The organism is Paracoccus sp. J56, assembly GCF_019633685.1.
GTDB classification, from domain to species: domain Bacteria; phylum Pseudomonadota; class Alphaproteobacteria; order Rhodobacterales; family Rhodobacteraceae; genus Paracoccus; species Paracoccus kondratievae.
This window is the reverse complement of sequence record NZ_JAFL01000005.1, coordinates 35,931-59,861: the sequence shown is the minus strand read 5'-3', so window position 1 is coordinate 59,861 and position 23,931 is coordinate 35,931. Positions and strand designations below refer to the sequence as shown.

General features: G+C 63.2%; 23 protein-coding genes. 16 read left to right on the top strand and 7 right to left on the bottom strand.

The window, feature by feature from the left end; translation table 11 throughout:
• Window positions 1–61: 61 nt before the first annotated feature.
• The 3 genes from M511_RS05135 to M511_RS05125 are packed head-to-tail and all read left to right on the top strand — an operon-like array spanning window position 62 to window position 4,144.
• Complete coding sequence (locus tag M511_RS05135; RefSeq protein ID WP_085501551.1) at window positions 62–1,573, top strand: sugar ABC transporter ATP-binding protein; 1,512 nt, start codon at window positions 62–64, stop codon at window positions 1,571–1,573.
• Between the two features lie 26 nt (window positions 1,574–1,599).
• Window positions 1,600–2,601 carry an ABC transporter permease gene (locus tag M511_RS05130; RefSeq protein WP_176224512.1) on the top strand — a complete coding sequence of 334 codons (1,002 nt, stop codon included), beginning with the start codon at window positions 1,600–1,602 and terminating at the stop codon, window positions 2,599–2,601.
• Between the two features lie 28 nt (window positions 2,602–2,629).
• Window positions 2,630–4,144 carry an aldehyde dehydrogenase (NADP(+)) gene (locus M511_RS05125; RefSeq protein ID WP_085501550.1) on the top strand — a complete coding sequence of 505 codons (1,515 nt, stop codon included), beginning with the start codon at window positions 2,630–2,632 and terminating at the stop codon, window positions 4,142–4,144.
• 142 nt (window positions 4,145–4,286) lie between these two features.
• Here the strand turns inward: M511_RS05125 and M511_RS05120 are convergent, their stop codons facing one another.
• From M511_RS05120 to M511_RS05110, 3 genes are all read right to left on the bottom strand, one after another.
• Window positions 4,287–5,756 (bottom strand): multicopper oxidase family protein, encoded by a 1,470-nt coding sequence (locus tag M511_RS05120; RefSeq protein WP_085501549.1) that lies wholly within the window; start codon window positions 5,754–5,756, stop codon window positions 4,287–4,289.
• Window positions 5,757–5,831: 75 nt separating this feature from the next.
• Window positions 5,832–6,188, bottom strand: a complete 357-nt coding sequence (locus M511_RS05115) for a hypothetical protein (RefSeq protein WP_139824536.1) — start codon at window positions 6,186–6,188, stop codon at window positions 5,832–5,834.
• Between the two features lie 68 nt (window positions 6,189–6,256).
• On the bottom strand, window positions 6,257–6,952 hold the full coding sequence (locus M511_RS05110; protein ID WP_139824535.1) for a GntR family transcriptional regulator: 696 nt from the start codon (window positions 6,950–6,952) through the stop codon (window positions 6,257–6,259).
• An 87-nt stretch (window positions 6,953–7,039) separates the two neighbouring features.
• On the opposite strand from M511_RS05110, the gene uxaC reads away from it, so the two are divergent.
• From uxaC to M511_RS05065, 9 genes are all read left to right on the top strand, one after another.
• Window positions 7,040–8,446, top strand: a complete 1,407-nt coding sequence (gene uxaC, locus M511_RS05105; RefSeq protein WP_085501546.1) for a glucuronate isomerase — start codon at window positions 7,040–7,042, stop codon at window positions 8,444–8,446.
• Between the two features lie 21 nt (window positions 8,447–8,467).
• A complete protein-coding gene (locus M511_RS05100; RefSeq protein WP_085501612.1) occupies window positions 8,468–9,451 on the top strand; it encodes a TRAP transporter substrate-binding protein in 984 nt (327 codons plus the stop codon).
• Window positions 9,452–9,512: 61 nt separating this feature from the next.
• A complete protein-coding gene (locus M511_RS05095) occupies window positions 9,513–10,046 on the top strand; it encodes a TRAP transporter small permease (RefSeq protein ID WP_085501545.1) in 534 nt (177 codons plus the stop codon).
• 18 nt (window positions 10,047–10,064) lie between these two features.
• A complete protein-coding gene (locus tag M511_RS05090) occupies window positions 10,065–11,351 on the top strand; it encodes a TRAP transporter large permease (RefSeq protein ID WP_085501544.1) in 1,287 nt (428 codons plus the stop codon).
• Entirely contained in the window at window positions 11,351–11,632 is a 282-nt protein-coding gene (locus tag M511_RS05085) for a cupin domain-containing protein (RefSeq protein WP_085501543.1), read from the top strand. The genes M511_RS05090 and M511_RS05085 overlap by 1 nt, the downstream gene beginning before the upstream one ends.
• Window positions 11,633–11,644: 12 nt before the next feature.
• Window positions 11,645–12,469: a 5-dehydro-4-deoxy-D-glucuronate isomerase gene (gene kduI, locus M511_RS05080; RefSeq protein ID WP_085501542.1), complete on the top strand. Its 825-nt coding sequence runs from the start codon at window positions 11,645–11,647 to the stop codon at window positions 12,467–12,469.
• Complete coding sequence (kduD, locus tag M511_RS05075) at window positions 12,466–13,191, top strand: 2-dehydro-3-deoxy-D-gluconate 5-dehydrogenase KduD (protein WP_139824534.1); 726 nt, start codon at window positions 12,466–12,468, stop codon at window positions 13,189–13,191. Before kduI ends, kduD begins: the two co-directional genes overlap by 4 nt.
• A complete protein-coding gene (locus tag M511_RS05070; protein ID WP_085501540.1) occupies window positions 13,169–14,590 on the top strand; it encodes a mannitol dehydrogenase family protein in 1,422 nt (473 codons plus the stop codon). The genes kduD and M511_RS05070 overlap by 23 nt, the downstream gene beginning before the upstream one ends.
• Window positions 14,583–16,079, top strand: a complete 1,497-nt coding sequence (locus M511_RS05065) for a UxaA family hydrolase (protein WP_085501539.1) — start codon at window positions 14,583–14,585, stop codon at window positions 16,077–16,079. The genes M511_RS05070 and M511_RS05065 overlap by 8 nt, the downstream gene beginning before the upstream one ends.
• Before the next feature lie 71 nt (window positions 16,080–16,150).
• Here the strand turns inward: M511_RS05065 and bla are convergent, their stop codons facing one another.
• Window positions 16,151–17,002 carry a class A beta-lactamase gene (bla, locus tag M511_RS05060; protein WP_085501538.1) on the bottom strand — a complete coding sequence of 284 codons (852 nt, stop codon included), beginning with the start codon at window positions 17,000–17,002 and terminating at the stop codon, window positions 16,151–16,153.
• A 355-nt stretch (window positions 17,003–17,357) separates the two neighbouring features.
• On the opposite strand from bla, the gene M511_RS05055 reads away from it, so the two are divergent.
• From M511_RS05055 to M511_RS05045, 3 genes are all read left to right on the top strand, one after another.
• Window positions 17,358–18,866, top strand: a complete 1,509-nt coding sequence (locus M511_RS05055) for a sensor histidine kinase (RefSeq protein WP_240547539.1) — start codon at window positions 17,358–17,360, stop codon at window positions 18,864–18,866.
• Window positions 18,863–19,471, top strand: a complete 609-nt coding sequence (locus M511_RS05050; RefSeq protein WP_085501537.1) for a response regulator transcription factor — start codon at window positions 18,863–18,865, stop codon at window positions 19,469–19,471. Before M511_RS05055 ends, M511_RS05050 begins: the two co-directional genes overlap by 4 nt.
• A gap of 88 nt (window positions 19,472–19,559) precedes the next feature.
• Window positions 19,560–20,045 (top strand): GlcG/HbpS family heme-binding protein, encoded by a 486-nt coding sequence (locus tag M511_RS05045; protein ID WP_085501536.1) that lies wholly within the window; start codon window positions 19,560–19,562, stop codon window positions 20,043–20,045.
• A gap of 65 nt (window positions 20,046–20,110) precedes the next feature.
• On the opposite strand, the gene M511_RS05040 is transcribed toward M511_RS05045, so the two are convergent.
• Entirely contained in the window at window positions 20,111–21,292 is a 1,182-nt protein-coding gene (locus M511_RS05040) for a serine hydrolase domain-containing protein (RefSeq protein WP_085501535.1), read from the bottom strand.
• Window positions 21,293–21,359: 67 nt separating this feature from the next.
• Between M511_RS05040 and M511_RS05035 the strand changes: the two genes are divergently transcribed.
• Complete coding sequence (locus tag M511_RS05035) at window positions 21,360–21,989, top strand: TetR/AcrR family transcriptional regulator (RefSeq protein WP_085501534.1); 630 nt, start codon at window positions 21,360–21,362, stop codon at window positions 21,987–21,989.
• Between the two features lie 75 nt (window positions 21,990–22,064).
• Here the strand turns inward: M511_RS05035 and M511_RS05030 are convergent, their stop codons facing one another.
• Window positions 22,065–22,814, bottom strand: a complete 750-nt coding sequence (locus M511_RS05030) for an SDR family NAD(P)-dependent oxidoreductase (RefSeq protein WP_085501533.1) — start codon at window positions 22,812–22,814, stop codon at window positions 22,065–22,067.
• Window position 22,815: 1 nt separating this feature from the next.
• The gene (locus M511_RS05025) at window positions 22,816–23,847 is read right to left on the bottom strand and encodes a zinc-dependent alcohol dehydrogenase family protein (RefSeq protein WP_085501532.1); all 1,032 of its coding nucleotides are present in this window, start codon (window positions 23,845–23,847) and stop codon (window positions 22,816–22,818) included.
• Window positions 23,848–23,931 lie beyond the last annotated feature (84 nt).

Sequence of the window (23,931 nt, the reverse complement as noted above, 5' to 3'; positions counted from 1 at the left end):
CATTGCGATCCTTGCCGGAGCGGTTCGCGCTCCGGCCGTTTGAGGTCCGGGGAGGGATGCGATGACAGTTCATGACACGCGCGGCATGGATATGGCCGCTGACACGATCCTGCGGATCGAGGACGTGACAAAGACCTATGGTGCTGTCAGGGCGCTGCGCGGTGTGTCGCTGGAAATCCGCCGCGGTACGATTCATGGCCTTCTGGGCGAGAATGGTGCCGGAAAATCGACACTTGTTGGCATCATCTCGGGCCAGAACACCCCGACATCCGGGCGCATCCTGATGGATGGCCGGCCGTTGGAGCAGGTCGATGTCAAGGCGATGGAAGAGGCCGGCGTCTTTCTGGTCACGCAAGAGCCGATGATCATCGACAACATGACCGCGGCGGAGAACCTGATGCTCGGCATCTGGCCGAACCGCGGCGGTTTCGTGGACTGGAAAAAGCTGCGCGCCGATGCGGCGCGAATGCTGGCCGGGTCGGGGATTGACGGCTCGGTCACCGCCGGTCGTCTGGATGCGGTGTCGCGTCGCAAGCTGAACATCCTGCGGGCCATGTTTTCGGGCGGCAGGGTCATCATCCTGGATGAGCCGACCGCCGCGCTGACCGTGGCCGACCGCCGCGCCCTTTTCGACTTTATGCGCAGGCTCAAGGCTCAGGGCGTCACCTTCATCTTTATCTCGCATTACAATGACGAGATCCTGGAAATCTGCGACGCGGTTTCGGTGCTGCGCGACGGCAGTCTGGCTGGCGGATCCGAGGATGTCGCCGCGCTAAGCTCTGAACAGCTGACAGAGCTGGTGCTTGGACGCGGGCTTGAGCTGTTTCAGCGCCACCGCCGCGATCATTCGGGCAAGGCACCTGCCGTCAGGTTGCGCAAGGTGGCTGGCAAGAACCTGTCAGTCGAGGCGCTGGATATCGCGCCGGGTGAGGTTCTGGGCTTTACCGGCCTGCCCGGCGCAGGCGCCAAAGAGCTGGCGCGCGCGATCTTTGGGCTGCATCCGGCATCCGGCTTGATCTGGCTTGACGGGCATGAAACTGCCTTGCCGGGCAACCCGCGCGCCGCTTTCGACGCGGGCATCGCCTATCTTTCCGACGACCGGCGCAAGGACGGGGCCGTCGGGCAAATGTCGATTGGCGACAATATCGCGCTGTCATCGCTGAATGCACGTTCGCGGATGGGCTTTATCGACCACAAGGCCGAGGCCGGGGTTGTCGCGCGCTATTTCGGCGCGATGGGCGTCAAGGCTCCGGGGCCGGAATATGCGGTCGATACGCTTAGCGGCGGCAATCAGCAGAAAGTGTGCCTTGGGCGGGTGCTGGCAACGAATCCGCGCCTGCTGATCGTTGATGAGCCGACGCGCGGGATCGACGTCGGCGTCAAGCAGGATGTGCTGCGCATCATCGACGAGCTTAGCGATACCGGAGTGTCGGTGATCATCGTTTCGACCGACACTGATGAGCTGGTGCGCGCCACCGACCGGGTCTGCGTCTTTGACCATGGCAGCATCAAGGAAACCCTGAGCGGAGATGAAATCTCTGTCGAGCGTCTGCGCGCCTCGGTGCAGGCATGACGCGCCCCCCGAAAGGAGAACCGGCTATGAGCAACGCAACGGTCAATGCCGCGCCAGGCGTCGGCATGGCAAAGGACAAGGCCAGTGGTCACGCAGTGCTGGGCTGGGTGCTGCACAATGTCGTCTGGATCTGGCTGATCGCGCTGGTGGCGATCTTTGGCGCGTTCAACGACTATTTCCTGACCGTCTTCAACCTGCAAAACGTGATGGTCCAGGCGACGGTGCTGGGCATGCTGGGTCTGGCGGTTGCCCTGCCGTTGCTGGTGGCCGAGATTGACCTGTCGATCCCCGCCAATGCCGGTTTTTCGGCGGCTGTCGGGGCACTTGCCTATTCGGATCTGGGGCTGCCGTGGTTCATCGCCATGCTGGCAGGGCTGGCCGTGGGTACCTTTATCGGGTTTTTCAACGGCTTTTGTATCACCCGGCTCAAGATGGTTTCGCTGATCGAAACCCTGTCGATGATGATCATCCTGCAAGGCGCGTTGCTGGTGCTGACGCAGGGCAAGACGCTGACCAATCTTGCGGACGGCTATGTCTGGATCGGGCAGGCGACCATTGGCGGTTGGCCGATCATGCCGGTGGTGTTCCTGCTTGCGCTTGCGGTGATGGGCGTGGTGCTGCAACGCACTGTGCTGGGGCGCTCGATCTATGCGGTGGGCGGCAATCCCGTCGCCTCGAACTCGGCCGGGATCCGCGTCGACCGCATCAAGGTCATCACCTATACCATCTCGGGTTTTCTGGCGGCGCTTGCGGGGTTCCTGCTTGCCTCATGGCAGATGGCGATCACGTCGAACCAGGGGTCGAGCTATCTGCTTTATGCCATCGCCGCCCCGATCATCGGCGGGGTCAGCGTCTTTGGCGGTCGCGGCAATGTGCGGGGCGTGCTGGGCGGCGTGCTGCTGTTGACGGTCATTCAGGTCGGGCTGGCGATCATCAACGTTCCCTCGTTCTATGTCGGCATGATCGGCGGTGTGATGATCTTTATCGCCGTGGCCATCGACGCCATCCGGGTTCGCTATTTCGGCTGACCCGCCAAAACTCCAGGAAAGGCAAGAAATGACGTTCACTCCGCATGGCAGGCATCTGATCGCCGGCGAATGGATCGCCACGGATGAGACATTCCGCAATGAGCCCGCATGGGGGCAGGCCGACCATTTCTCGGTGGGCACGATCGAGCTGATTGACCGCGCCGCGCAGGCCGCCGAAAAGGCCTTTTGGGCCTATGGCTACAGCACGCGCGAAGAACGTGCCGCCTTCCTGAACGCCATCGCCGATGAGATCGAGGCCCGCGGTCCCGAGATTACCGGGATCGGCACCCGTGAAACCGGCCTGCCCGAGGCGCGCCTGAACGCAGAGCGCGGCCGCACGACCGGACAGTTGCGGCTTTTTGCCAGGACCATCCTGGAGGGGGAGTATCTGGACCGCAGGCATGATCCGGCCCTGCCGGATCGCCAGCCTTTGCCGCGCCCGGATCTGCGTCTGATCCAGCGTCCGATCGGGCCGGTTGCGGTTTTTGGTGCCTCGAACTTTCCGCTCGCCTTTTCGGTTGCCGGGGGTGACACGGCCTCGGCTTTGGCGGCGGGCTGCCCGGTGGTGGTCAAGGGCCATTCGGCCCATCCCGGCACCAGCGAGATCGTGGCCGAGGCGATCCACGCCGCCATTCAGGGCTGCGGCGTTCATCCCGGGGTCTTTTCGCTGGTGCAGGGCGGCGACCGCAAGGTCGGCTCGGCGCTGGTCCAGCATCCGCTGATCAGGGGGGTGGGCTTTACCGGCAGCCTCGGCGGGGGCAGGGCGCTGTTTGACCTTTGCGCCGCGCGGCCCGAGCCGATCCCCTTCTTTGGCGAGCTTGGCTCGGTCAATCCGATGTTCATCCTGCCCGAAGCGCTGAAGGCGCGCGGTGCACAGATCGGGCAGGGTTGGGCTGTGTCCATGACGGGCAGCGCGGGCCAGCTTTGCACGAAACCCGGCATTGCCATCGTCCCCGAAGGTGCCGCGGGCGATGCGCTTGTCGCTGCGACAGCCGAGGCGCTGGCAGCTGTCGCCCCGCAGACCATGCTGACCGCTGCCATGGCCGATGCCTATCGGGCTGGCAAGGCGCGGCTTGATGCCGGCAATCCGGTGCGTCCTGTCCATGTCACCAACAGCACGGGCCGGGATGTCGGGCCGAACCTTTACGAAGTTCCGGCCTCGGCCTTCCTGTCCGATCACTCTCTGGCAGAAGAGGTCTTTGGTCCGCTTGGCCTTGTCGTACGGGTCCCTTCGATCGGGACGATGCAAGAGCTGGCGCTTGGTCTTGCCGGGCAGCTGACCGCCACCTTGCATATGGATGCTGGTGACGCGCAGGTTGCCGCGCGGCTGATGCCGGTGCTGGAGCGTAAGGCAGGGCGGATCCTGATCAACGGTTATCCAACCGGGGTCGAGGTCTGCGACGCCATGGTCCATGGCGGCCCCTATCCAGCCTCGACGAACTTCGGGGCGACCTCGGTCGGCACCATGGCAATTCGCCGGTTCCTGCGTCCGGTCTGCTATCAGAACCTTCCCGCGGAACTGCTGCCTGCCGATCTTGGCTGATGACAGGATTAGGGCGGGCGTGTTCGTGCCCGCCCATGGCGATCAATACGGGCCGTTCAGTAGCTTTGCCACCCGTTATGGGGCGGGTCTTTGCGTTGCAGGCCTGAACCTGCAACGCGTCGGCGGGCGCTGAAAGCGGACCTTATGCACTGACCGCGAATTCGGTCATCATGCCGGTTTCAAGATGCGGCATATGGTGACAATGCAGCATCCATCGCGCGGCCTCACCCGCATCCAAAGCCACATCGACCATCGACATCGGCGGCACATAGACGGTATCGCGCAACGCGCCTCTGACCGCGCGGCCGTTCAGTCCGACGACCTGGAACACATGGCCGTGCAAATGCATCGGATGGCCCATCATCGACATGTTGTGAAAGGACAGTACGACCCGCTCTTTGCTGGTCGCGGCCAGCGGGCGGTGACGTCCCCAGACCGCGCCGTCAATGGTCCAGACATAGGGTTGCATCGAGCCGCCAAGCATTACCATATGCCGGCGCTCGACCGGCCGGTCCGGCAGGGGATCGGCGGCGGTCAGATGTGTCTCTTGCGCCAGATCGGTGTCAAAGGCGGGCGCGGCTGTCTCTGCCATGGTGTCAAGGCGCCGGACCTCGGCCCCTTGTGTGGCCAGAATCAGACCAGTGCGTTCGCGCGCACCCTCTCGCAGCGCAAGGATTGGCCAGGCACCGCCCTCGGGCGGCAGGTCGATTTCAAGATCCAGCCGCTGCCCCATGGCAAGGCCGAACCGGTTGCCCGCAAGCGGCTGAACCGCATGTCCGTCCACCGCGACCAGCCGCGCCGGGGCCTGCCCGGTCTCGATCCAGAACACCGTTGCTGCTGCGGCGTTGATTACCCGCAGGCGGATGCGCCCGCCGCGTTCGACCTGCACCACTTCCGGGTCCGAAAGCGTGCGGTCATTGGCAAGATAGGCGTCCCAGTCGTAGTCGTTCAGATCCATCGCCATGCCGTTCATGTCACCCATGGCGCCCATACCCATCATCGCGCCATGGTCCATTGCGGCCATGCCGGCCGGCTCGGCCCCATGGCCGCTGCCGTGATCTGCGGCCATCCCATGCCCGCCCAGAATCTCGGCCATCACCTCTTCCGGGGTCTTGAACGAGAAATCGTGCAGGAACATCACCACCTCTTGCCGGTCGCTGGAGATATCCTCGGCAGTGCGTATGATCAGCGGCGCGGCCAGCAGGCGCATTTCATGCAGCGGCACATGGGCGTGCATCCAATAGGTGCCGGGCAGGGGTGCAAAGTCATAGGCGCGGCTTTCCCCGGGGGCGAGCATCGGCATCGGCATGTCCGGCACCCCATCCTGGGCGTTCGGTGGGATCTGGCCGTGCCAGTGGATCAGCGTTCTGGCATCAAGCTCATTGCGCAGATCGACCCGGAAACGCGTGCCGGGATCAAGCGTCAGGCCCTGCCCGTTCGGCCCGGCAAGACCCCAGACAGAGGCGGCGCGGCCGTCGATATCCAGCACCCGGCTGGTGGCGCGCAGGTTCAGCGGGGCGGCCTCTTTGGCCGAAGCGGTGCGGGGCAGATGGACACAGGCCAGCACGGCAGCGCCGGCGGCAAGGATGCCGCGTCGGGAAATCGTATTCATGATTGTCTCCTCGGGACGGATGGTCCTGTTCACTGGAATTGACGAAACGCCCTGGGCCAAAGGGCCCGGGCGCGATCAAAGGAGACGAGGTTTGGGAGGCGGCTCGTTCAGCGCAGGCGTCTGACCGGCAACGGTTGTGCCCAAAGGCAGGGCATGGCGGTTGCGCAAAACATCGCGGCCCGTGCCTTCGGCCACAGGCGCCAGCAGTGCCGAAAGGCCGGTGCAAAGCAGCTCGCAACCGCCGGGATCAATGGGGCTGCGATGCTTTTCACCGTGGCAGGGCACTTGGTTGCAGTCCGCCACCTGCATCATCTCGCTGACATGAATCGCGTGGTCCGGCTCGGCACCAAGCCGCGCCGCATGCGCCGGGGTTGCCGCTGACATGGCGGCGAACACGGTTATGGCAAGCATGGCAACAAGGCGCGAAAACATGGATACAGGATAGAAGCCGGCGGGTGCGAAGTCCATTGCCGTCGCGGTCACAACCCTGGCAACGGACCTTACAACCCCAGCATTTCGGGTTGCTCGACGCGCAGCCGATCCAGTGTGCCATGAATGCGCGACAGGTGCAGATCAATGGCGGCTACGGCCTTTTCCTCATCCCGTTCGCGCAGGGCGGCAAGGATCATCTTATGCTCTTCCCACGCGTTATGCGCGTTATAGGACAGCGACAGATAGCGGGCGCGGTCCATGTGACCTTTGTTGTCCTTGACCAAGGTCCAGACGAACTCCAGCCCCGAGGCCGCGCAGATGTCGTGGTGAAACTGGTCGTCCAGCTCGTGAAAGCTGCTGCGGTCGTCGGCGCGGATGGCGACCTCTTGCCGGTCGATCAGATCGGCAAGCGCGTCATGATCCTGCGATGTCAGGATACGGGCCGCCTCGCGCATGCAGGCGGTTTCAAGCGCCAGCCGGATGAAATGCGCCTGACGGATCGCCCCGGCCGAGATTTGCGTCACGATGGTCGCACGCTGCGGGCGGATCTGAATAAAGCCAAGCTGGGACAGGCGAAAGAATGCATCGCGGACCGGCTGACGCGAAACGCCCATCTGCGCCGCAACCTCTGCCTCGGACAGGCGGGCACCAGGGGGCAGGGTCAGGTTGATAACCCGTTGATAAAGCGCGTCATAAACCTGATCGGTCACCGTGCGCGGGCGCAGGTCGTCAAGAATGGGCAGGGCGGCGGCATCTGTCGGCATCAGCGAAACCATAACGTTGACCACATTGCCAGACTAGCATATTAGATGACTAGAGGAACTGCAAGGCGATTCGGGAGGGGGTTGCGAATGCCGTTGCTGGACGAGGATCGGTTGTTTCCACCCGAACCCGCGCTGCGCGATCTGGCGCGTGCGCTATACGAGGATGTGCGCGACCTGCCGATCGTCAGCCCGCATGGCCATACCGATCCGCGCTGGTTTGCCGAAAATCAGCCTTTTCCCGATCCGGCGCAGCTATTCGTCACGCCTGATCATTACCTGTTCCGTATGCTTGCCTCGCAGGGGGTGGCGCTGACCGATCTGGGCGTGCCGCGCGTCGACGGCGGCCCGACTGAGACGGATGGGCGCAAGATCTGGCGGCTTTTTGCCAGCAATTATCACCTCTTTGCCGGCACACCGTCGCGTCTGTGGCTGGACCATTCCTTTCAGCATGTCTTTGGCATCGACCGGCGCCTGTCGGCACAAACCGCGGATTGGTATTACGACCATATCTCGGACTGTCTGACCCGGCCCGAGTTCCTGCCGCGTGCGCTATATGAGCGTTTCGGTATCGAGGTTCTGGCCACGACCGAGGCGGCGACGGACGATCTGCGCTGGCACCGCGCAATCCGCGAGTCGGGCTGGCGGGGCAGGGTGGTGACGGCCTATCGCCCTGATGGGGTGATCGACCCTGAAATGCCCGGCTTTGCCGATAATGTCGCGCTGCTGGGTCAGCAGACCGGTTTTGATACTGCGACCTGGGCAGGCTATCTGGCTGCGCATCGGGCCCGCCGCGCCTATTTCCGCGAGTTCGGTGCAACCTCATCCGATCACGGTCACCCCAGCGCGCGGACCGAGGATCTGCCGCAGGCCGAGGCGGCTGCGCTGTTTCAAAAGGCGCTGCGCGGCGACTGCACCCCGGCCGAGGCCGACGCCTTTCGCGGCCATATGCTGACCGAGATGGCACGCATGAGCCTTGAGGATGGGCTGGTGCTGCAAATTCATCCGGGTTCACGGCGTAATCACTCGGACGCAGTGATGGCGATGTTCGGCAGGGATAAGGGGTTCGATATTCCCGGCCGTACCGATTACGTCACCGCCTTGCGGCCGCTTTTGAACGCGGTGGGAATGTGCCCCGATCTGACGGTGATCCTGTTTACGCTGGACGAAAGCAGCTACGCCCGCGAGCTTGCGCCGCTGGCCGGGGCCTATCCCTGCCTGCGCCTTGGCCCGCCGTGGTGGTTTCACGACAGTCCTGAGGGCATGCGTCGTTTTCGCGAGATGACAACCGAGACGGCCGGGTTCAGCAATACCGTCGGTTTCAACGACGACACCCGCGCCTTTTGCTCAATCCCTGCCCGGCATGACGTGGCGCGGCGGGTGGATTGCGCATTTCTGGCCACGCTGGTCGCCACAGGCCGGCTGGACAGCGAAGAAGCGCCGCCGCTGGCGCATGAACTGACCTATGGCCTCGCCAAGAGGGCCTATCGACTTTGAATGTTCATCGGGGAGGATGACATGAAACTGCTTGATACCGTACTTACCGCCTTTCTTGTCACGGCTGCGCTGGCCGGGGCAGCCAGCGCAGAATGTGAAACCACCCTGCGCTCGTCCGACACGCATCCGGATGGATATCCGACTGTCGAGGGCGTCAAGGCAATGGCGGCCGAGGTCAAGGAAAAGACCGGCGGCCGCATTTGTATTGAGGTCTTTCCTTCGTCCCAGCTTGGCGAGGAAAAGGACACGATCGAACAGACCCAGTTCGGGGTCATCGACATGGTGCGCGCCTCATTCGGGTCGTTCAACGACATCGTGCCGGTCACGCAAACCACCTCGCTGCCATATCTCTATCGCTCCGAGGATCATCTGCATAAGGTGCTGGACGGCCCGATCGGAGAAGAGATCGCCGGTCAGTTTGCGGAACACGGCCTGATCCCGCTGGCCTATTACGACGGCGGTGCGCGTAACTTTTACAATTCGAAGCAACCGATCCGCACGGTCGAGGACCTGAAGGGGATGAAGTTCCGCGTCATGCAGAACGACGTCTTTGTGGATATGATGTCGGCGCTTGGCGCCAATGCCACGCCGATGCCCTATGGCGAGGTTTATTCCTCGATCCAGACCGGCGTCATCGACGGGGCCGAGAATAATTTCCCCAGCTATGACAGCTCGGGCCATGCCGAGGTGGCGAAATACTTTACGCTGGATCAGCACCTGATGGTGCCCGAACTGGTCGCTGTTTCAAAAACCAGCTGGGAAAAGCTGTCCCCCGGGGATCAGGAGATCATGCGCACAGCGGCCCGGAACTCGGCCACGCTGCAACGCAAGCTTTGGGCTGAACAGGAAAAGGCCAGCGAAGAAAAGGTCATCGCTGCCGGTGCCGAGGTCGTCAAGGACGTGGACAAGACCGCCTTCATCGAGGCGATGGCCCCGGTCTATGAGAAATACGTGACCACCCCCGAAGCCAGGGACCTGGTCAAACGTATCCGGGAAACCCAGTGACATACAGGCCCGCGCCCTATGGCTGCGGGCCTTTTCGTTCAGAAAACAAGGAGGGGGTGCCATGCTGGCAGGCATAGCTGCATTGTCGCGCCTGAACGGCTTTCTCAGCCGGGTCAGCCTGTGGCTGGCGGGGGCCGGGCTGGTCTTTATGACGCTGATCGTTTTTGCCCAGGTCTTCATGCGCTACGTGATGAACGACAGTCTGCTCTGGGTCGAGCCGGTGGCCATCCTGCTGATGAGCTGGTTCATCTTTCTGGGTTCGGCGGTGGGTGTGCACGAAAGCTTTCACATGGGTTTTGACGTGCTGCTGTTCTTTCTGCCCGACAGCGCAGGCAACTGGCTGAAGGGCCTGTCAGATCTGGCGGTGCTGTGCTTTGCCATCGGCATGGCGGTCTATGGCTGGCAATTGATGGTCAGGACCTGGGGCACGACCTTGCCGGTCATCCGGCTGCCCGGCGGTTTTGGCTATATGCCGCTGTTCGCCGGCGGGGTGCTGATGACGCTGTTCGTGCTTGAGCATCTGCTGCAACGGCTGAGCGGCAGCCGGGCCGAGGCCCAGCAGGACGCCGAAGACATCCTGATGACCGAAGCGTGACAGGGGCGGGGCAATATCATGGAATATCTTATTCTTTTTGGCGTCTTTACCCTGCTGATGCTGATCGGGACGCCCATTGCGTTTTGCCTTGGCATCTCCAGCTTTGCGACGGTGGTCTGGCTGGGTCTGCCGCCGCTTGTGGTGTTCCAGCGCCTGTCGGCGGGGATCTCGGTTTTTACGCTGATGGCGATCCCGTTCTTTATCTTTGCCGGCGACCTGATGGTGCGGGGTGGGATCGCGGGGCGGATCGTGCGCTTTGCCGGCTCGCTGATCGGCCATGTCCGGGGCGGGCTGGGGCAGGTCAACATCGCCGCATCGACGCTGTTTGGCGGCATCTCGGGCTCTGCAGTGGCCGAGGCGGCCGCAGTCGGCGGCATCATGATCCCGCAGATGAAGGAACGCGGTTACGGCGCAGATTACGCTGTCAATGTGACCTCGATGGCGGCGTTGATCGCACTGATGCTGCCACCCAGCCACAATATGATCATCTACTCAATCTCGGGCGGGGGACGGATCTCCATTGCTGATCTGTTCACAGCCGGGATCATTCCGGGGCTGCTGCTGGCGCTGGCGCTGTCGTTCACCGCCTGGATTGTCGCCGTACGCCGGGGCTATCCGACCGAGCCTTTCCCGGGTCTGGCAAAGGTGTTCCGCTTTTTGCTGGAATCGCTGCCGGGGATGCTGCTTATCGCCATCATCTTTGGCGGAGTGCGTTCGGGGATATTTACCGCCACCGAAAGCTCTTGCATCGCGGTGATCTACGCCTTGCTCGTGACGGTGCTCGTCTATCGCAGCATGTCCTGGCGCGATTTCGTTCACGCCACGCAGCAGGCGGTGCGCACGACGTCGATGGTCCTGCTGATCATCGGCATGGCGGGAGCCTTTGGCTGGCTGATGGCCTATCTGCATGTGGCGCAGATCTCGCTGAACTGGATGCGGTCGGTGTCGGACAATCCCTTTGTCATCCTGCTGCTGATCAACATCGTGCTGCTGGTGCTGGGCACCTTCATGGACATGAGCCCGCTGATCATCATCACTACGCCGATCTTTTTGCCCGTGGTCAGCGCGTTCGGGATCGATCCGGTGCACTTCGGGGTCATCATGATCCTGAACCTTGGTATCGGGCTGAACACGCCGCCTTTGGGACCGGTGCAATTCGTTGCTGCTGCCGTTGCCCGCATCTCAATCTGGGAGGCGATGCGCAGCGTCTGGCCCTTTTACGCGGCGGGGCTGCTTGTGCTGATGCTGGTGACCTATGTGCCGGCGCTGTCGCTGTGGCTGCCCGCGCTGTTTCGGGGGCTGTGATGGGTGATCCGATCCGTACTGTGCTGGCCCATGCGCCTGAGCTGATGGTGGTCCGGTTTACCTTCGCGGCGGACGACCGGGGTGCCCTGCACAGTCACCCGCATGTGCAATCGACCTATGTCCGCTCGGGGCGCTATCGCTTTACCGTTGATGGCCGCGAGTTCGAGGTTGGGCCGGGCGATGCCTTCGTCATCCCTTCGGGCGCGGTGCATGGCTGTATCTGCCTTGAGGCGGGCGAACTGATCGACAGCTTCACCCCCCGCCGCGACGATTTTCTGTGAAAGGAGAGATCCGTGACCCATGTTGAAACCCGCCAGGCGGTTCACCCGAGCCATGCGAAAACCATGGATACCGAGACTCTGCGGCAACATTTCCTTGCACAGGGCTTGTTTCGGGATGGTGAGATCCGGCTGGTCTATACCCATTACGACCGGTTCGTGATCGGCGGCGCGGTGCCGGATGGCGCCAGGCTGGTGCTGGACCAGATCGCCGAAACCCGGACCGCCAGCTTTCTGGAACGGCGTGAGATGGGCATCGTCAATATCGGTCAGCCGGGCACCGTCTCGGCTGCCGGTGAAACCTGGCAGATGCAGCCTGGGGATGTGCTTTACCTCGGCATGGGATCGGGTTCGGTGACCTTTGGCGGGCAGGGTCGGTTCTATATCGCCTCGTGTCCGGCGCATCGCGCGCTGCCTTGCCGTTTGATCGCCGTCGCCGATGCAAAAGAGATGAAAACCGGCGCGGTCGAGACCTCGAACAAGCGTACGATCCGGCAGTTCATTCACCCGCTGGTGATGGAAAGCTGCCAACTGGTGCTGGGCTATACTACGCTTGAGGATGGTTCGGTCTGGAACACCATGCCCGCGCATGTTCATGATCGGCGGATGGAAGCCTATCTCTACCACGGGATGGAGCCGCAGTCGCGCGTCCTGCACCTGATGGGTGAACCGCAGGAAACGCGGCACATCTTTGTCGCGAACGAAGAGGCCGTGATATCGCCCCCATGGTCGATCCATTCCGGCGCGGGGATCGGCAGTTATACCTTTATCTGGGCGATGGCTGGCGACAATGTCGATTACACCGATATGGACTTTGTCCAGCCGGAGGACCTGCGGTGAACCCCTTTTCCCTTGCAGGTCAGGTGGCGCTGGTGACGGGCGCGAATACGGGTATCGGTCAGGCCATCGCCGTTGCCATGGCGCAGGCCGGAGCCGAGGTCATTGCCGCAGGCCGACGCGACTGTGACGAAACGCTGGCGCTGACAGGTGGTGGCCGGCAGATGCGGCTGGATTTCGGTGATCCCATGGCTGCGCGTGATGTCTTTGCGCGGGAACGTATCGACATTCTCGTCAACAACGCGGGTATCATCCGCCGCGCTGATGCGGTCGATTTCACCGAGGCCGATTGGGATGCGGTAATTGATGTGAACCTGAAGGCACTGTTCTTTACCTGTCAGGCTTTTGCCCGCGCCGCCCTGCCGCGCGGGCGGGGCAAGATCATCAACATCGCCTCGCTTTTGTCCTTTCAGGGCGGTATCCGCGTGCCCTCTTATACCGCCAGCAAACATGGTGTGGCCGGGCTGACCCGGCTGATGGCGAATGAATGGGCCTCGCGCGGGTTGAACGTCAACGCCATCGCGCCGGGCTATATCGAGACGAACAACACTCAGGCTCTGCGTGACGACCCCAAGCGTTCGGCGGCGATCCTTGACCGTATTCCGGCCGGACGCTGGGGACGGCCCGAGGATATCGGCCAAAGCGCGGTGTTCCTTGCTGCGCCTGCCTCGGACTACATCAATGGCGCGGTGCTGAACATCGATGGGGGCTGGCTTGCAAGATAGGCTTTGCCGCCCGCCGACGACAGCCCCGGCGGGTATCGTTCATCTGGGGCTTGGCGCGTTTTTCCGCGCCCATGGTGCGGTCTATGTGGCCGAGGCCGGGGGCTGGGGGATCATCGGTGTCTCGTTGCAATCGCCGGATACGCGCGACCGGCTGCGCCCGCAGGGCTGGGCCTATACCGCGCTGGAACTTGTCCCCGAAGGTGACAGGCCGCGGGTGATGACGGTGCTTTGCGATGTGCTGGTCGCACCCGAAAACCCGCAGGCGGTGCTGGACGCCATGGCTGCACCCGACACCCATATCGTCAGCCTGACGGTGACGGAAAAAGGCTATTGCCACGAACCCGCGACCGGGCGTCTGAACCGCGACCACCCGCGCATCGTGCATGATCTGGCGCATCCCCTTCCGCAATCCGCGCCGGGTTTTCTGGTCCGGGCTCTGGCCATGCGACGGGCGGCCGGGCGGCCGCCCTTTACCGTGCTGTGCTGCGACAATCTGCCCGAGAACGGCCGGGTCCTGCGTGGTGTGGTGCTGGAACTTGCCGGGCTGATCGACCCTGCGCTGGCGGATTGGATCGCCGCCGAGGGGGCTTTCCCCTCGACCATGGTGGATCGCATCGTTCCCGCGATCACGCCTGCGGATCTGGACAGGCTTGAGGCCACCTGTGGCTATCGCGACGAAGCACCCGTCCTGCACGAGCCATTCCGGCAATGGGTGATCGAAGATCGTTTCTGCGGCCCTCGCCCGGCCTTTGAGGCGGCGGGCGCGCAACTGGTCGCCGATGTTACGCCCTACGAGCATATGAAGCTGCGGATGCTGAATGGCGCGCATTCGAGCCTGGCCTATCTGGGCTATCTGGCGGGGCATCAGACCATTGCCGATACCATGGCCGATCCGGTCTTTACCGGTTTCGTCCGCAGCCTTTGGCATGATGAGATCATCCCGACGCTGACACCACCTGCGGGACAGGATCTGGGTGATTATGCCAAGGCACTGGCGTTGCGCTTTGCCAATCCCGCGATCCGGCACCGGACATGGCAGATCGCCATGGATGGCAGTCAGAAACTGCCGCAACGCGTCCTTGCGACCATTGCCGAGGCGCGCGCTGCAGGGCGCCGCGTGCCGCGCCTGACGCTCGCCGTTGCGGCGTGGATGCGCTACGTTTCAGGTCGGGACGAGCGTGGGGCCGAGATTGACGTCCGCGATCCCCTTGCCGCGCGGCTTGCCGCCATGTGGAGCGACGATCCCGCCTGCACGGTGCGCGAATTTCTGTCCCTGACCGAGTTGTTTCCGTCCGCCCTGCGCAAGGATGCGGGCTTTGCCGCCGATCTGACCGGAGCATTGAGGGCGCTGATACAGCAGGGGGCGCGGGCAGCCGCTGCGGGGTACGCCCATGGCTGACAGCGCCGCCGCCCTGCTGCTTGCCCCCGGTGATAGCGTCGGTATCGCCCTGCAACCGCTGAAACCTGGCGAAACGCGGCTCGGGGTCGTCATCGCAGAGCCCGTCCCTGCCGGTCACAAATTCGCGCTGCGCGCCCATAATGCTGGCGATCCGATCATCAAATACGGGCAGGTCATGGGCGAGGCGACCTTTGCCATCGCGCCCGGTCAGCATGTGCATGTCCAGAATGTAGGGATGAGTGCGCCGGGCCGGACCTCTGGTCAGTCCGGGCGGCTGCCCGAGCCACCCGACAGGCGCAGCTTTCTGGGCTTTCCTCGTAGCGATGGTCGGGCAGGGACGCGTAATTTCATTGGTATCATCGCCTCGGTCAATTGCTCATCCACCGTCTGTAATGCCATCGCGCGCGAGGCGAATGCCCGGCTGTTGCCAGAGTTTCCGAACATCGACGGCTTCGTGCCCATTGTCCACGATCAGGGCTGCGGCATCGCCACGGCGGGTGAGGGCTTTGCTCTGCTGGTGCGCGTCCTCAAGGGCTATCGCGATCATCCCAATTTCGGTGGTGTGCTGCTGGTTGGTCTGGGTTGCGAGGTCAACCAGCTGACCCTGTATCACCGTGATGATGAGACGCGTCAGCGCCACTCGAGCTTTAATATCCAAGAGGTCGGCGGCTCGGCCGAGGCGGTGCGCTGCGCGCTTGAACGGCTGCGCCCCATTGCGGCGCGCGCCAATATCGACCGCCGCCGCAGCCTGCCGGTATCGGATCTGGTGCTTGGGATGCAATGTGGCGGCTCGGACGGGTTTTCGGGCATAACCGCCAATCCGGCGCTTGGTGTTGCATCGGATCTGCTGGTCGCGGCGGGCGGGACCTCGATCCTGTCCGAAACGCCCGAGATATATGGCGCCGAGCATCTGCTGATCGCCCGGGCCAGTGCCGGGGATGGCGAACGTCTGCAACAGATGATCCGCTGGTGGGAAGAGTATACCCGCGGGAATGGCGCCAGTCTGGATAACAACCCCAGCCCCGGAAACAAGCGCGGCGGGATCACCACGATCCTTGAAAAATCGTTGGGCGCGGTGGCCAAGGCGGGGTTTGCGCCGGTGTCGGCGGTGCATGGTTATGCCGATCCGATCCGCGGTCCCGGCCTCGTCTATATGGACAGTCCCGGCTATGATCCCGTGGCGGCGACAGGACAGGTGGCGGCGGGCGCGAATGTCATTGCCTTTACCACCGGGCGTGGGTCCTGTTTCGGTTCCCATCCTGTGCCGTCGCTGAAGCTTGCCTCAAATTCGGCGCTGTGGCGGGCAATGCAGGACGATATGGATATCAACTGCGGCAAGGTCGCCGAAGGACAGGTTTCGCTGCAAGAGATGGGCGCCGAGATCTATCACAAGATCCTCGATACCGCCTCGGGTGAACGCAGCAAGTCCGAGATCTTTGGTTATGGCGATGCGGAATTCGTGCCGTGGCGCATCGGGGCGGTGCTGTAACCGCCCCGGATCGTACTCGCTGGCGCAAAGGGGCCGTTGCCAGCCCGGTTGCCCGGGCTGTCCGCGAGCTGTTACCAGTTCGCGATCAGCGCCTTGCCGATTTTGGCGATCTGGGCATTCCGTTCGTCCAAAGCTGCATCGGTTTCCGTCATATAGATAACCATGATCCGTTCGGGCGCGCCGTTTGGTCCCAAGGCAGCGACGATGGCGCGCGCGCCGCGATCGCCCGCCCCGGACTTGTCGGCGATATACCAGCCCTGCGGCAGCGCCGCGCGCAGCAAAGCATCGGCGACCCGATCATTCTGCATCCAGTTCAGCAGCTGATCGCGGGACTGATCGGACAAAACATCCCCAAACAGCAGCCGGTGCAGGGTTTTTGCCATCGCGTTTGGCGTGGTCGTGTCGCGGGGGTCATCGGGGATCGCGCTGTTCAGTTCGGTCTCCCAGCGGTCCAGGCGGCCGATATTATCGCCTGTGGCCTTCAGGAAACTGGTCAGACCCTCGGGGCCGCCCACCGCCTCAAGCAACAGATTACCCGCCGTGTTGTCGCTCATCGTGATTGCAGCTTCGCAAAGCGCGGACAGGGTCATGCCGTCATCCACGTGCTTTTCGGTGACGGGCGAGTAATCGACCAGCTGCGTGGCAGGATAGTTGATATGCCGCGCGAGGTCCTCTTTCCCGGCATCGACACGCGCCAGAACCGCGCCGCAGACCAGCACCTTGAAGGTGCTCAGCATCGGGAAACGTTCGTCTTCGCGATAACCCGTGACGTTGCCCGAACGCAGGTCAAGCTGGGCATAACCCACCCGGGCCTTAAGCTCGGTTTCAGCCTGCCGGACAGCGGCGGTAACGGGGTCCTCGGCTGCGGCAGGACCTGCCGCCAGCGTCAACAGGGTGGCAAGGGCGATATGGATGATCTTCATTTTCAGGGTTTCCTCATGACTGCAAACTGGTCCCGGCGCATCTCACTGGCGATACCGGTCGGGGCGGTGGGCTTGCCTGTCCTTGCAGGCAATCCGCGGCCAGTTGCGAACGGGCCAGTGCCCGCGCATTGATAATTAATATTCATGTCTCTGCTCGGTTCGACTTGTAGCGTTCACGTTCATGACCGCCGAGTGCCAGTTATGGCAAAATGACCAATCACCACAAACGATCATATCTCACTTTTGGCATGAGATTTTCTTATGGATAAAGGCGCCAGACCCGGTGCTGTGCCGCCGTCAGGGGAATCGTATCACGGGCATTTCCCTTAACGCTTGAACCTGTAAAATTGCGAAGATGACACGTGCCACCTCGTTTCTGGAAAACCCGATAAAGCTTGCCCTTTCTGGGGTGGGGCTGCTTGCGCTGGTCTTGGCGGTGATGGGCATGGCAGAGCGCCGCGCGCTGATGGACGAACTGGCGCAACAGACCGCTGTGCTACACCGCCTTGCCTCGCAACGGGCCGATCAGCATGACGCGCATCTGACGGCGCTGTCTGCGATTGCGGTGGCGAGCAAAGATCCCGGGCAGCGGCTGTTTCTTGAGGTGGCTGGCAGCATCTCGCGCTTTTATCCGCGGATCACCGCAATCTCTTTGGTGCCCTTGGGGCCGGGAAAAAGGGTGGGGGCGCCGGTTGAGCCCCCGCTGGCACAACAGATCGCCGCCGCGGCGGCGACTTCGCAGGGTGAAATCGCGCTTTTGCCTGACCCGGGGCGGGCTCAGCATTACATCATGGTCAAGCGCAGCCCCAATTCGGACGCGGCGCGTTACGGTCTGGCCCTGTCCATAAACGCCGCTGGCTTGCTGGATGAGGCGGGGGCGTTCTGGGATCAGCCCGGCGTCGGATTGGCCCTGTCGCTGCCGGACGGTACCCCGTTGTACCGGCGTGGCGCGCTGGCCGAGATCGCCGAGGCGAAAGCCCTTGGCAGTGCCTCGCAACCTTTGCGGCTGGAAACCTCGCGCCGCATCGCTCTGACCCAGTTGTTTCCCCCGCTGCGCAGCGCGCTTATCCTGCTTGCGGCGGGCGGGGCGGGTCTTGGCGCACTGGCGCTCCTGCGCCAGCGGCGGCGTGCAGGACTGGCGCTGGAACAGGCCCGGCTCAGCGCGATCGACTCGCGGCTGGCCCATGCGGCGCGCGTCAATGCGATGGGCGAGCTGGCCAGTGGTCTGACGCATGAGCTGACCCAGCCCCTGACCGCCATTCTGGCCCAGGCGCAGGCGGGCAGGCGGCTTTTGGCGCGCGATGATCACAGGCGGCTGGCCTCCGTGCTTGAAGATACGGTGACGCAGGCCCGCCGTGCCTCAGCCATTCTTGAGCGGTTTCGCAATTGGTCGCGCCCGCAAGCAGCGCCCGTGCGGGCGTTCGATCTGCGCGACGCTCTGCGCAACGTCGCCTCCCTGTTGACCGGGCAGGCGGCGGCACGGGGTGCGGCCCTGCATTTCGATCTGCCCGCCGCGGCGGTCCCTGTTCGTGCCGATCCGGTCGAGATGGAGCAGGTCGCCTTCAACCTGCTGCGCAATGCACTTGAGGCGCTTGGGGACGGCAGCGCCGGGCAGATCCGCGCGACCCTGCGGACCAGGGACGGAAACGCCGAGCTGACGATCAGCGACAATGGCCCCGGCATCGCTCCGGATCTGCGCGAACGGCTTTTCACCCCTTTCACCACCACCCGGCCCGATGGCACCGGGCTTGGCCTTGCGCTTAGCCAGCGGTTGGTCGAACGCGCCGGGGGCGAAATCGTGTTGCTGGACAGCGCCGAGGGCGCTTGTTTCCGCATCACCCTGCCACTGGAGAGCGGGTCATGACCCATCCTGTCTATCTGGTCGATGACGACGCGGCCGTGCGTCAGGCACTGACGCTGCTGTTGTCCACCGTCGATATCCCGGTGACCGGCTTTGCCGACCCGCAGGCATTTCTTGGCCGTTTGCCGCAACTGGATCCGGGCTGCCTGATCTTTGACATCCGCATGCCGGTCATCTCGGGCCTGAAACTGCAGGAGAGGCTGGCGGATCTGGCGATCGACTGGCCGACGATTATGATATCAGGCCATGGCGATATCGAGGCCTGCCGCCGCGCCTTTCGCAATGGTGCCGTCGATTTTCTGTCAAAACCCGTCGATGAACAGGACCTGATTGATGCGATCCAGAAAGCGCAAGAGACGCTTGACCGCCAGCTGGATCGTCGCGCCGAGCTGGCAGAAACCCTGGCGCTGTTATCGACCCTGACCGCGCGTGAAACAGAGGTTCTGGAACGTATCGCGGCCGGTTTCACCACCCGGCAGATTGCCGGGGCACTGGGCCTGTCCCCGCGCACGGTAGAAAGCCACCGCGCAGCCATCGGCGGCAAGCTTGGCACCACCTCGCAGGCCGAGATGACCCGGCTGTGGCTAGAGGGCAGACCCTCTCCGTAGTTCTACGGATATCGTTGCCAGCTCTACGAATACTCAGCCCAGACCGTGGAGACTAGTTCTCTGTCATCACAAATGACAGGAGATTCCGATGATCCGTCTTTCCGTTGTTGCCGCCGCCCTGCTGACCCCCCTGGCCGTTCAGGCGCAGGAGTTGCCAAGCGCGCCCTATCTGCCCCTTGATCTGGCGGTCAAGGCCGCTGATGCCGCCGTGCAGGCATGTGTCGCCGACGGCCATAATGTCAGCGTTGCCATTGTGGCGCGCGACGGGGCGACCAAGGTTCTGCTTAAGTCCGACGGATCGGGCCCGCATACGGGCTCCAGCGCGACCGGCAAGGCCTTCACCTCGGCTGCTATGGGGCGCGATACGGCTGGGCTGGCGGGCTTTATCGCCTCGAACCCTGAAAATGCCGGTCTGCGCGATATGGATACGCGTATGGTCATTCAGGCCGGTGGCCTGCCGATCCGCATTGGTGAGGCGCTGGTCGGCGGCATTGGCGTCGGTGGCGCGCCTTCGGGTGATATCGACGCGGCCTGCGCCGCTGCCGGGCTGAGCGCAATCGGCGCGGCGAACTGATCGTGTCATGGCCCCGCCGGCGGTCTTGGCGGGGCCAGGGCTATTCTTTTGGCGGGGCGGGCCGTTTAGTCGTAAACCGCGTCTCTGATATCGGTGATGAACTTGCCGCTCATGCCCTCGAACGCGGTATTCGTCAAAGCGACTACTGACAGGCCGTTCTTGCGGTCGACGAACCAGTAATGACCGTAGGCGCCGCCCCATTGCAATGTCCCCGCGGCTTGTGGTGTGCCGCTTGGGGCAGGGTCCGCCAGCACTGCCCAGCCATAGCCGAAACCCCAGCCAGGTCCCTGCGTTTCGGCGTCGGTTCCGACCTGATCGCTGACCATCAGCTTGACGGTTTCAGGCTTCAGGATGGGTGAGCCGCCGGTCCGGATTGCCTCAAGAAAGCGCAGAACATCTGACGCTGTCCCAGCCATGCCCGCGCCGCCCGACTGATAGGAATTGCTGTCGAGAATCCTCGACGGTGCAAAAACCGCGGCGACATCCATCAAGGGCACCGCCATCCCGTCCGTCATCGGCACCGGCTCGGGGGTTCCGTCCGCATAAGGCTTGGCCAGGCGTGCGGGGTCGCGCACCGTAAAGTCGGTATCCGTCAGCCCCAGCGGCGCGGTCACCTTATCGCGGACGATTTCGGACAGGCTTTGGCCCTCGATCTGTTCCAGCACGCCTCCAAGCACGTCGATACCTAGCGAATAGCGCCAGCCTGTGCCGGGGGCGAAATGCAACGGGGCCGCCGACAGGCGCGACAGGTTTTCCGTCAGCGACAACCCCGGCTGGTCCAGCCCGTCCGAGATGTTAAGCCGGTGATAAGGGCCGTCCGCCTGCTCCAGAAACGCATAACCCAGCCCCGAGGTATGGGTGAGCAACTGATGAATGGTGATTTCCGGTGTCGAGCCATCCGGCAGGGCGGGGCGAAACTCCGGCAGCCAGCGCGTGACGGGCGCGTTGAGGTCAAGGCGTCCTTCCTCGACCAGCCGCATCGCGGCAGCCGTCACAAAAGGCTTGGTGACCGAGGCAAGGCGGAAGATCGCGTCTTCGTGCATTTCGCCCCCGGCCTCACGGTCGGCATGGCCGGCGGCGCGGTGATAGACGATCTCGCCATCCTTGGCGACCAGAACGACGGCGCCGACGATTCGCTTTTCGGCAAGCGCGCTGTCGATTGCCTGATCAAGGCGGGTTTCCAGCGTCGGTCCGGCAAAGGCAGTTGTGGCAGAGGTCAGCGCGGCGGCGACAAGGGGGATGCGCATGGCAAGGTAACCTCGTATATAAAGAGTGATCATTCCTGAATAGCGCCAGCGAAGGGATATTTCCAGAGTGACCATTGCGAAAAATGCAAAACCCGCCTCACGTCCGCGCGGCCGTCCGCGTGCCTTTGACCGCGACGAGGCTTTGGCCAAGGCGGCAGAGACATTTTGGCGGCTTGGTTACGAAGGGGCCTCGATCGCCGATCTGACAGCGGTGATGGGGATCACGCCGCAAAGCCTGTATTCTGCCTTTACCTCTAAGGCCGATCTCTATCGCGAGGCGCTTCAGTGGTATCAGGATCACGTCGGGGCCTCGACCGTTGCGGCCCTGGCCGAGGGCGACGCCGTGATTGCGCTGACCCGGCTGCTAAGCGAAGCAGCGGAAGAGTTCACCAAAAAGGGCCGCCCGCATGGCTGCATGATCTCGACCGCCGTGCTGACTTGCGCGACCGAGAATGAGCCGGTGGCGCGCCATGTCTCGGGCCTTCGCGGCGCGACGCTGGCCCTTATCCGGGCGCGGGTCGAGCGCGGGATTGACGAGGGGCAGCTGAGCCCCGGGACAGATCCCGAGGCTCTGGCGCGCTTTGTCGGCGCGATGATCCAGGGCATGTCCGTTCAGGCGCAGGACGGGGCGTCCAGGGCCGCCTTGCTGGCGCTGGCCCGTCATGCGGTGACCGAGATTGAGCGTCACCGGGCATAGCCGCCCCAGCTATGGCAAGCGGCCCCGGTTATGCGGCCGCTTGCCGTTTCAGGTGTGCCCGGCGGATCGGCGCTGTCACCGGAACCCGCCCGAGACGACGATCCGTTCACCAGTGATCCAGCCCGCCGCGTCAGAGGCGAGAAAAGCCGCGACCCTGCCAATGTCAGCAGGTTGTCCGAACCGGCCCAGCGGGGTTGCTGCGATGATCTGCCGTTCCGCGTCGCTGCCGATCAGGCCATTGGCGCGCGTGCCTTCTGTTTCGACACCACCCGGCGCCAGCGTGTTGACGCGGATGCCTCGCGGTCCCAGCTCTTGCGCCAGTGCGCGGGAAACCGTGTCGACCGCGGCCTTGCTTGCGGAATAGATCGCCGAATTCGCCTCGGGATTGGCACTGGCGGTCGAGCCGATGTTGATGATCGACCCGCCCGAGGCCGGGAAGTGCTTGGCCGCCTCTTGCGCAATCAGGATCGTGCCAAGGACATTGACGTCGAACTGACGGTGAAACTCGGCCTCGGCGATTTCTTCCAGTGGCTGAAAGGAAAAGACACCGGCGTTGTTCACGATGATATCCGGGGCGCCAAGCACGGCCATGGTTTGGCTGAAAAGGCGTTCGACATCTTTGCGGTTTGACACATCCGCCTGAATGGCAACTGCCCGTCCGCCGGCGTCGGTGATTTTATGGACCACACGCCCGGCGTCGGTCTGGTTGCCGGCATAGTTCACCACAACACTGGCCCCGGCATCAGCCAAAGCCTGCGCGATTCCGGCGCCAATCCCTTTCGACGCGCCGGTGACAATGGCGATCCGGCCCTGAAGTGCGGTCATGTCACCGGCCCTCCAGATCAATGACGATCTTGCCGAAGGCGCCGCGGTCCAGATGATCCAGGGCGGCTTGCAATTCCGCTAGCGGATAGCGCCTGTCGATGACCGGCTTGATCCCGGCCTTGTCCGTGGCTGCGACCAGATCCTCCAGTGCGCGACGGTGACCGACGCTGATGCCGTGCAGTTCGGCATTCTTCAGCATCAGCGGTCCCGCCGGGGACGCGATGTCAAAGCCTTCGAGCACGCCGATCTGGTAGATCTTTCCGTTGACCGCGACGGCCTGAAACGCTTTGGCCAGATGCGGGCCGCCGACGAGTTCGACGATATGGTCCGCGCCATGATCAGAGGTCAGCTTATAAACCGCCTCGACCCAATCCCCGGCATTGCGGTTGACGCCGTGATCGGCCCCAAGGGCGCTGACCTTTGCAAGCTTGTCGTCACTGCCAGAGATGACGATCACCCGCGCGCCATGGGCTTTGGCGATTTGCAGGGCGAACAGCCCCACACCGCCCGTGCCTTCGACCAGCACGGTCTGGCCTGCTTGCAGCCTGCCCTTTTCGATCAGGGCGAACCAGGCGGTCAGCCCCGCGCATGGCAGTGTGCTGGCCTCGGCATCCGACAGCGTTTCCGGTGCGCGAACCAGCCAATCCTGCGAAAGCGCGATATATTCGGCAAGAACGCCGGTATAGGCACCCCCCAAGGCACGATAAGAGGGCGTGCGCGCATTGCCCGGGGGTGTCCCGTCAAGCCAGTCCGGTGAGAAGGTCGAGATGACCCGTTGACCTTTGGCAAGTCGGGTGACGCCCTCTCCCACAGCGACCACCGTGCCTGCCAGATCCGAGCCGGGCGTAAAGGGGAACTCCAGCGGCATACCCATCCCGCTTTCGATCATCAGTTTGTCGCGGTAGTTCAGTGAAACCGCGGCGACCTTGACCAGAACCTCTCCTGCCCGGGGCTCGGGAATCGGGACCTCTTTCAGTTCAAGCGCGTCACGGCCGTTCTGGCCCATCTCCCAACGCTTCATCCTCTGCGACATCACAAGCTCCTTTGCAGTTGAGAGCGCAGCATATCGTTGAAGAATGGTTGTCAGTGGTGATAAAGGTTCCTTTGATCGTTTCCA

What these genes read in the sequence shown, in the direction of transcription:
- M511_RS05135 (WP_085501551.1), top strand. Translation starts at nt 62, where the DNA reads ATGACAGTTCATGACACGCGCGGCATGGATATGGCCGCTGACACGATC.
- M511_RS05130 (WP_176224512.1), top strand. Translation starts at nt 1,600, where the DNA reads ATGAGCAACGCAACGGTCAATGCCGCGCCAGGCGTCGGCATGGCAAAG.
- M511_RS05125 (WP_085501550.1), top strand. Translation starts at nt 2,630, where the DNA reads ATGACGTTCACTCCGCATGGCAGGCATCTGATCGCCGGCGAATGGATC.
- M511_RS05120 (WP_085501549.1), bottom strand. Translation starts at nt 5,756, where the DNA reads ATGAATACGATTTCCCGACGCGGCATCCTTGCCGCCGGCGCTGCCGTG.
- M511_RS05115 (WP_139824536.1), bottom strand. Translation starts at nt 6,188, where the DNA reads ATGTTTTCGCGCCTTGTTGCCATGCTTGCCATAACCGTGTTCGCCGCC.
- M511_RS05110 (WP_139824535.1), bottom strand. Translation starts at nt 6,952, where the DNA reads ATGCCGACAGATGCCGCCGCCCTGCCCATTCTTGACGACCTGCGCCCG.
- uxaC (WP_085501546.1), top strand. Translation starts at nt 7,040, where the DNA reads ATGCCGTTGCTGGACGAGGATCGGTTGTTTCCACCCGAACCCGCGCTG.
- M511_RS05100 (WP_085501612.1), top strand. Translation starts at nt 8,468, where the DNA reads ATGAAACTGCTTGATACCGTACTTACCGCCTTTCTTGTCACGGCTGCG.
- M511_RS05095 (WP_085501545.1), top strand. Translation starts at nt 9,513, where the DNA reads ATGCTGGCAGGCATAGCTGCATTGTCGCGCCTGAACGGCTTTCTCAGC.
- M511_RS05090 (WP_085501544.1), top strand. Translation starts at nt 10,065, where the DNA reads ATGGAATATCTTATTCTTTTTGGCGTCTTTACCCTGCTGATGCTGATC.
- M511_RS05085 (WP_085501543.1), top strand. Translation starts at nt 11,351, where the DNA reads ATGGGTGATCCGATCCGTACTGTGCTGGCCCATGCGCCTGAGCTGATG.
- M511_RS05070 (WP_085501540.1), top strand. Translation starts at nt 13,169, where the DNA reads ATGGGGGCTGGCTTGCAAGATAGGCTTTGCCGCCCGCCGACGACAGCC.
- M511_RS05065 (WP_085501539.1), top strand. Translation starts at nt 14,583, where the DNA reads ATGGCTGACAGCGCCGCCGCCCTGCTGCTTGCCCCCGGTGATAGCGTC.
- bla (WP_085501538.1), bottom strand. Translation starts at nt 17,002, where the DNA reads ATGAAGATCATCCATATCGCCCTTGCCACCCTGTTGACGCTGGCGGCA.
- M511_RS05055 (WP_240547539.1), top strand. Translation starts at nt 17,358, where the DNA reads ATGACACGTGCCACCTCGTTTCTGGAAAACCCGATAAAGCTTGCCCTT.
- M511_RS05050 (WP_085501537.1), top strand. Translation starts at nt 18,863, where the DNA reads ATGACCCATCCTGTCTATCTGGTCGATGACGACGCGGCCGTGCGTCAG.
- M511_RS05045 (WP_085501536.1), top strand. Translation starts at nt 19,560, where the DNA reads ATGATCCGTCTTTCCGTTGTTGCCGCCGCCCTGCTGACCCCCCTGGCC.
- M511_RS05040 (WP_085501535.1), bottom strand. Translation starts at nt 21,292, where the DNA reads ATGCGCATCCCCCTTGTCGCCGCCGCGCTGACCTCTGCCACAACTGCC.
- M511_RS05030 (WP_085501533.1), bottom strand. Translation starts at nt 22,814, where the DNA reads ATGACCGCACTTCAGGGCCGGATCGCCATTGTCACCGGCGCGTCGAAA.
- M511_RS05025 (WP_085501532.1), bottom strand. Translation starts at nt 23,847, where the DNA reads ATGTCGCAGAGGATGAAGCGTTGGGAGATGGGCCAGAACGGCCGTGAC.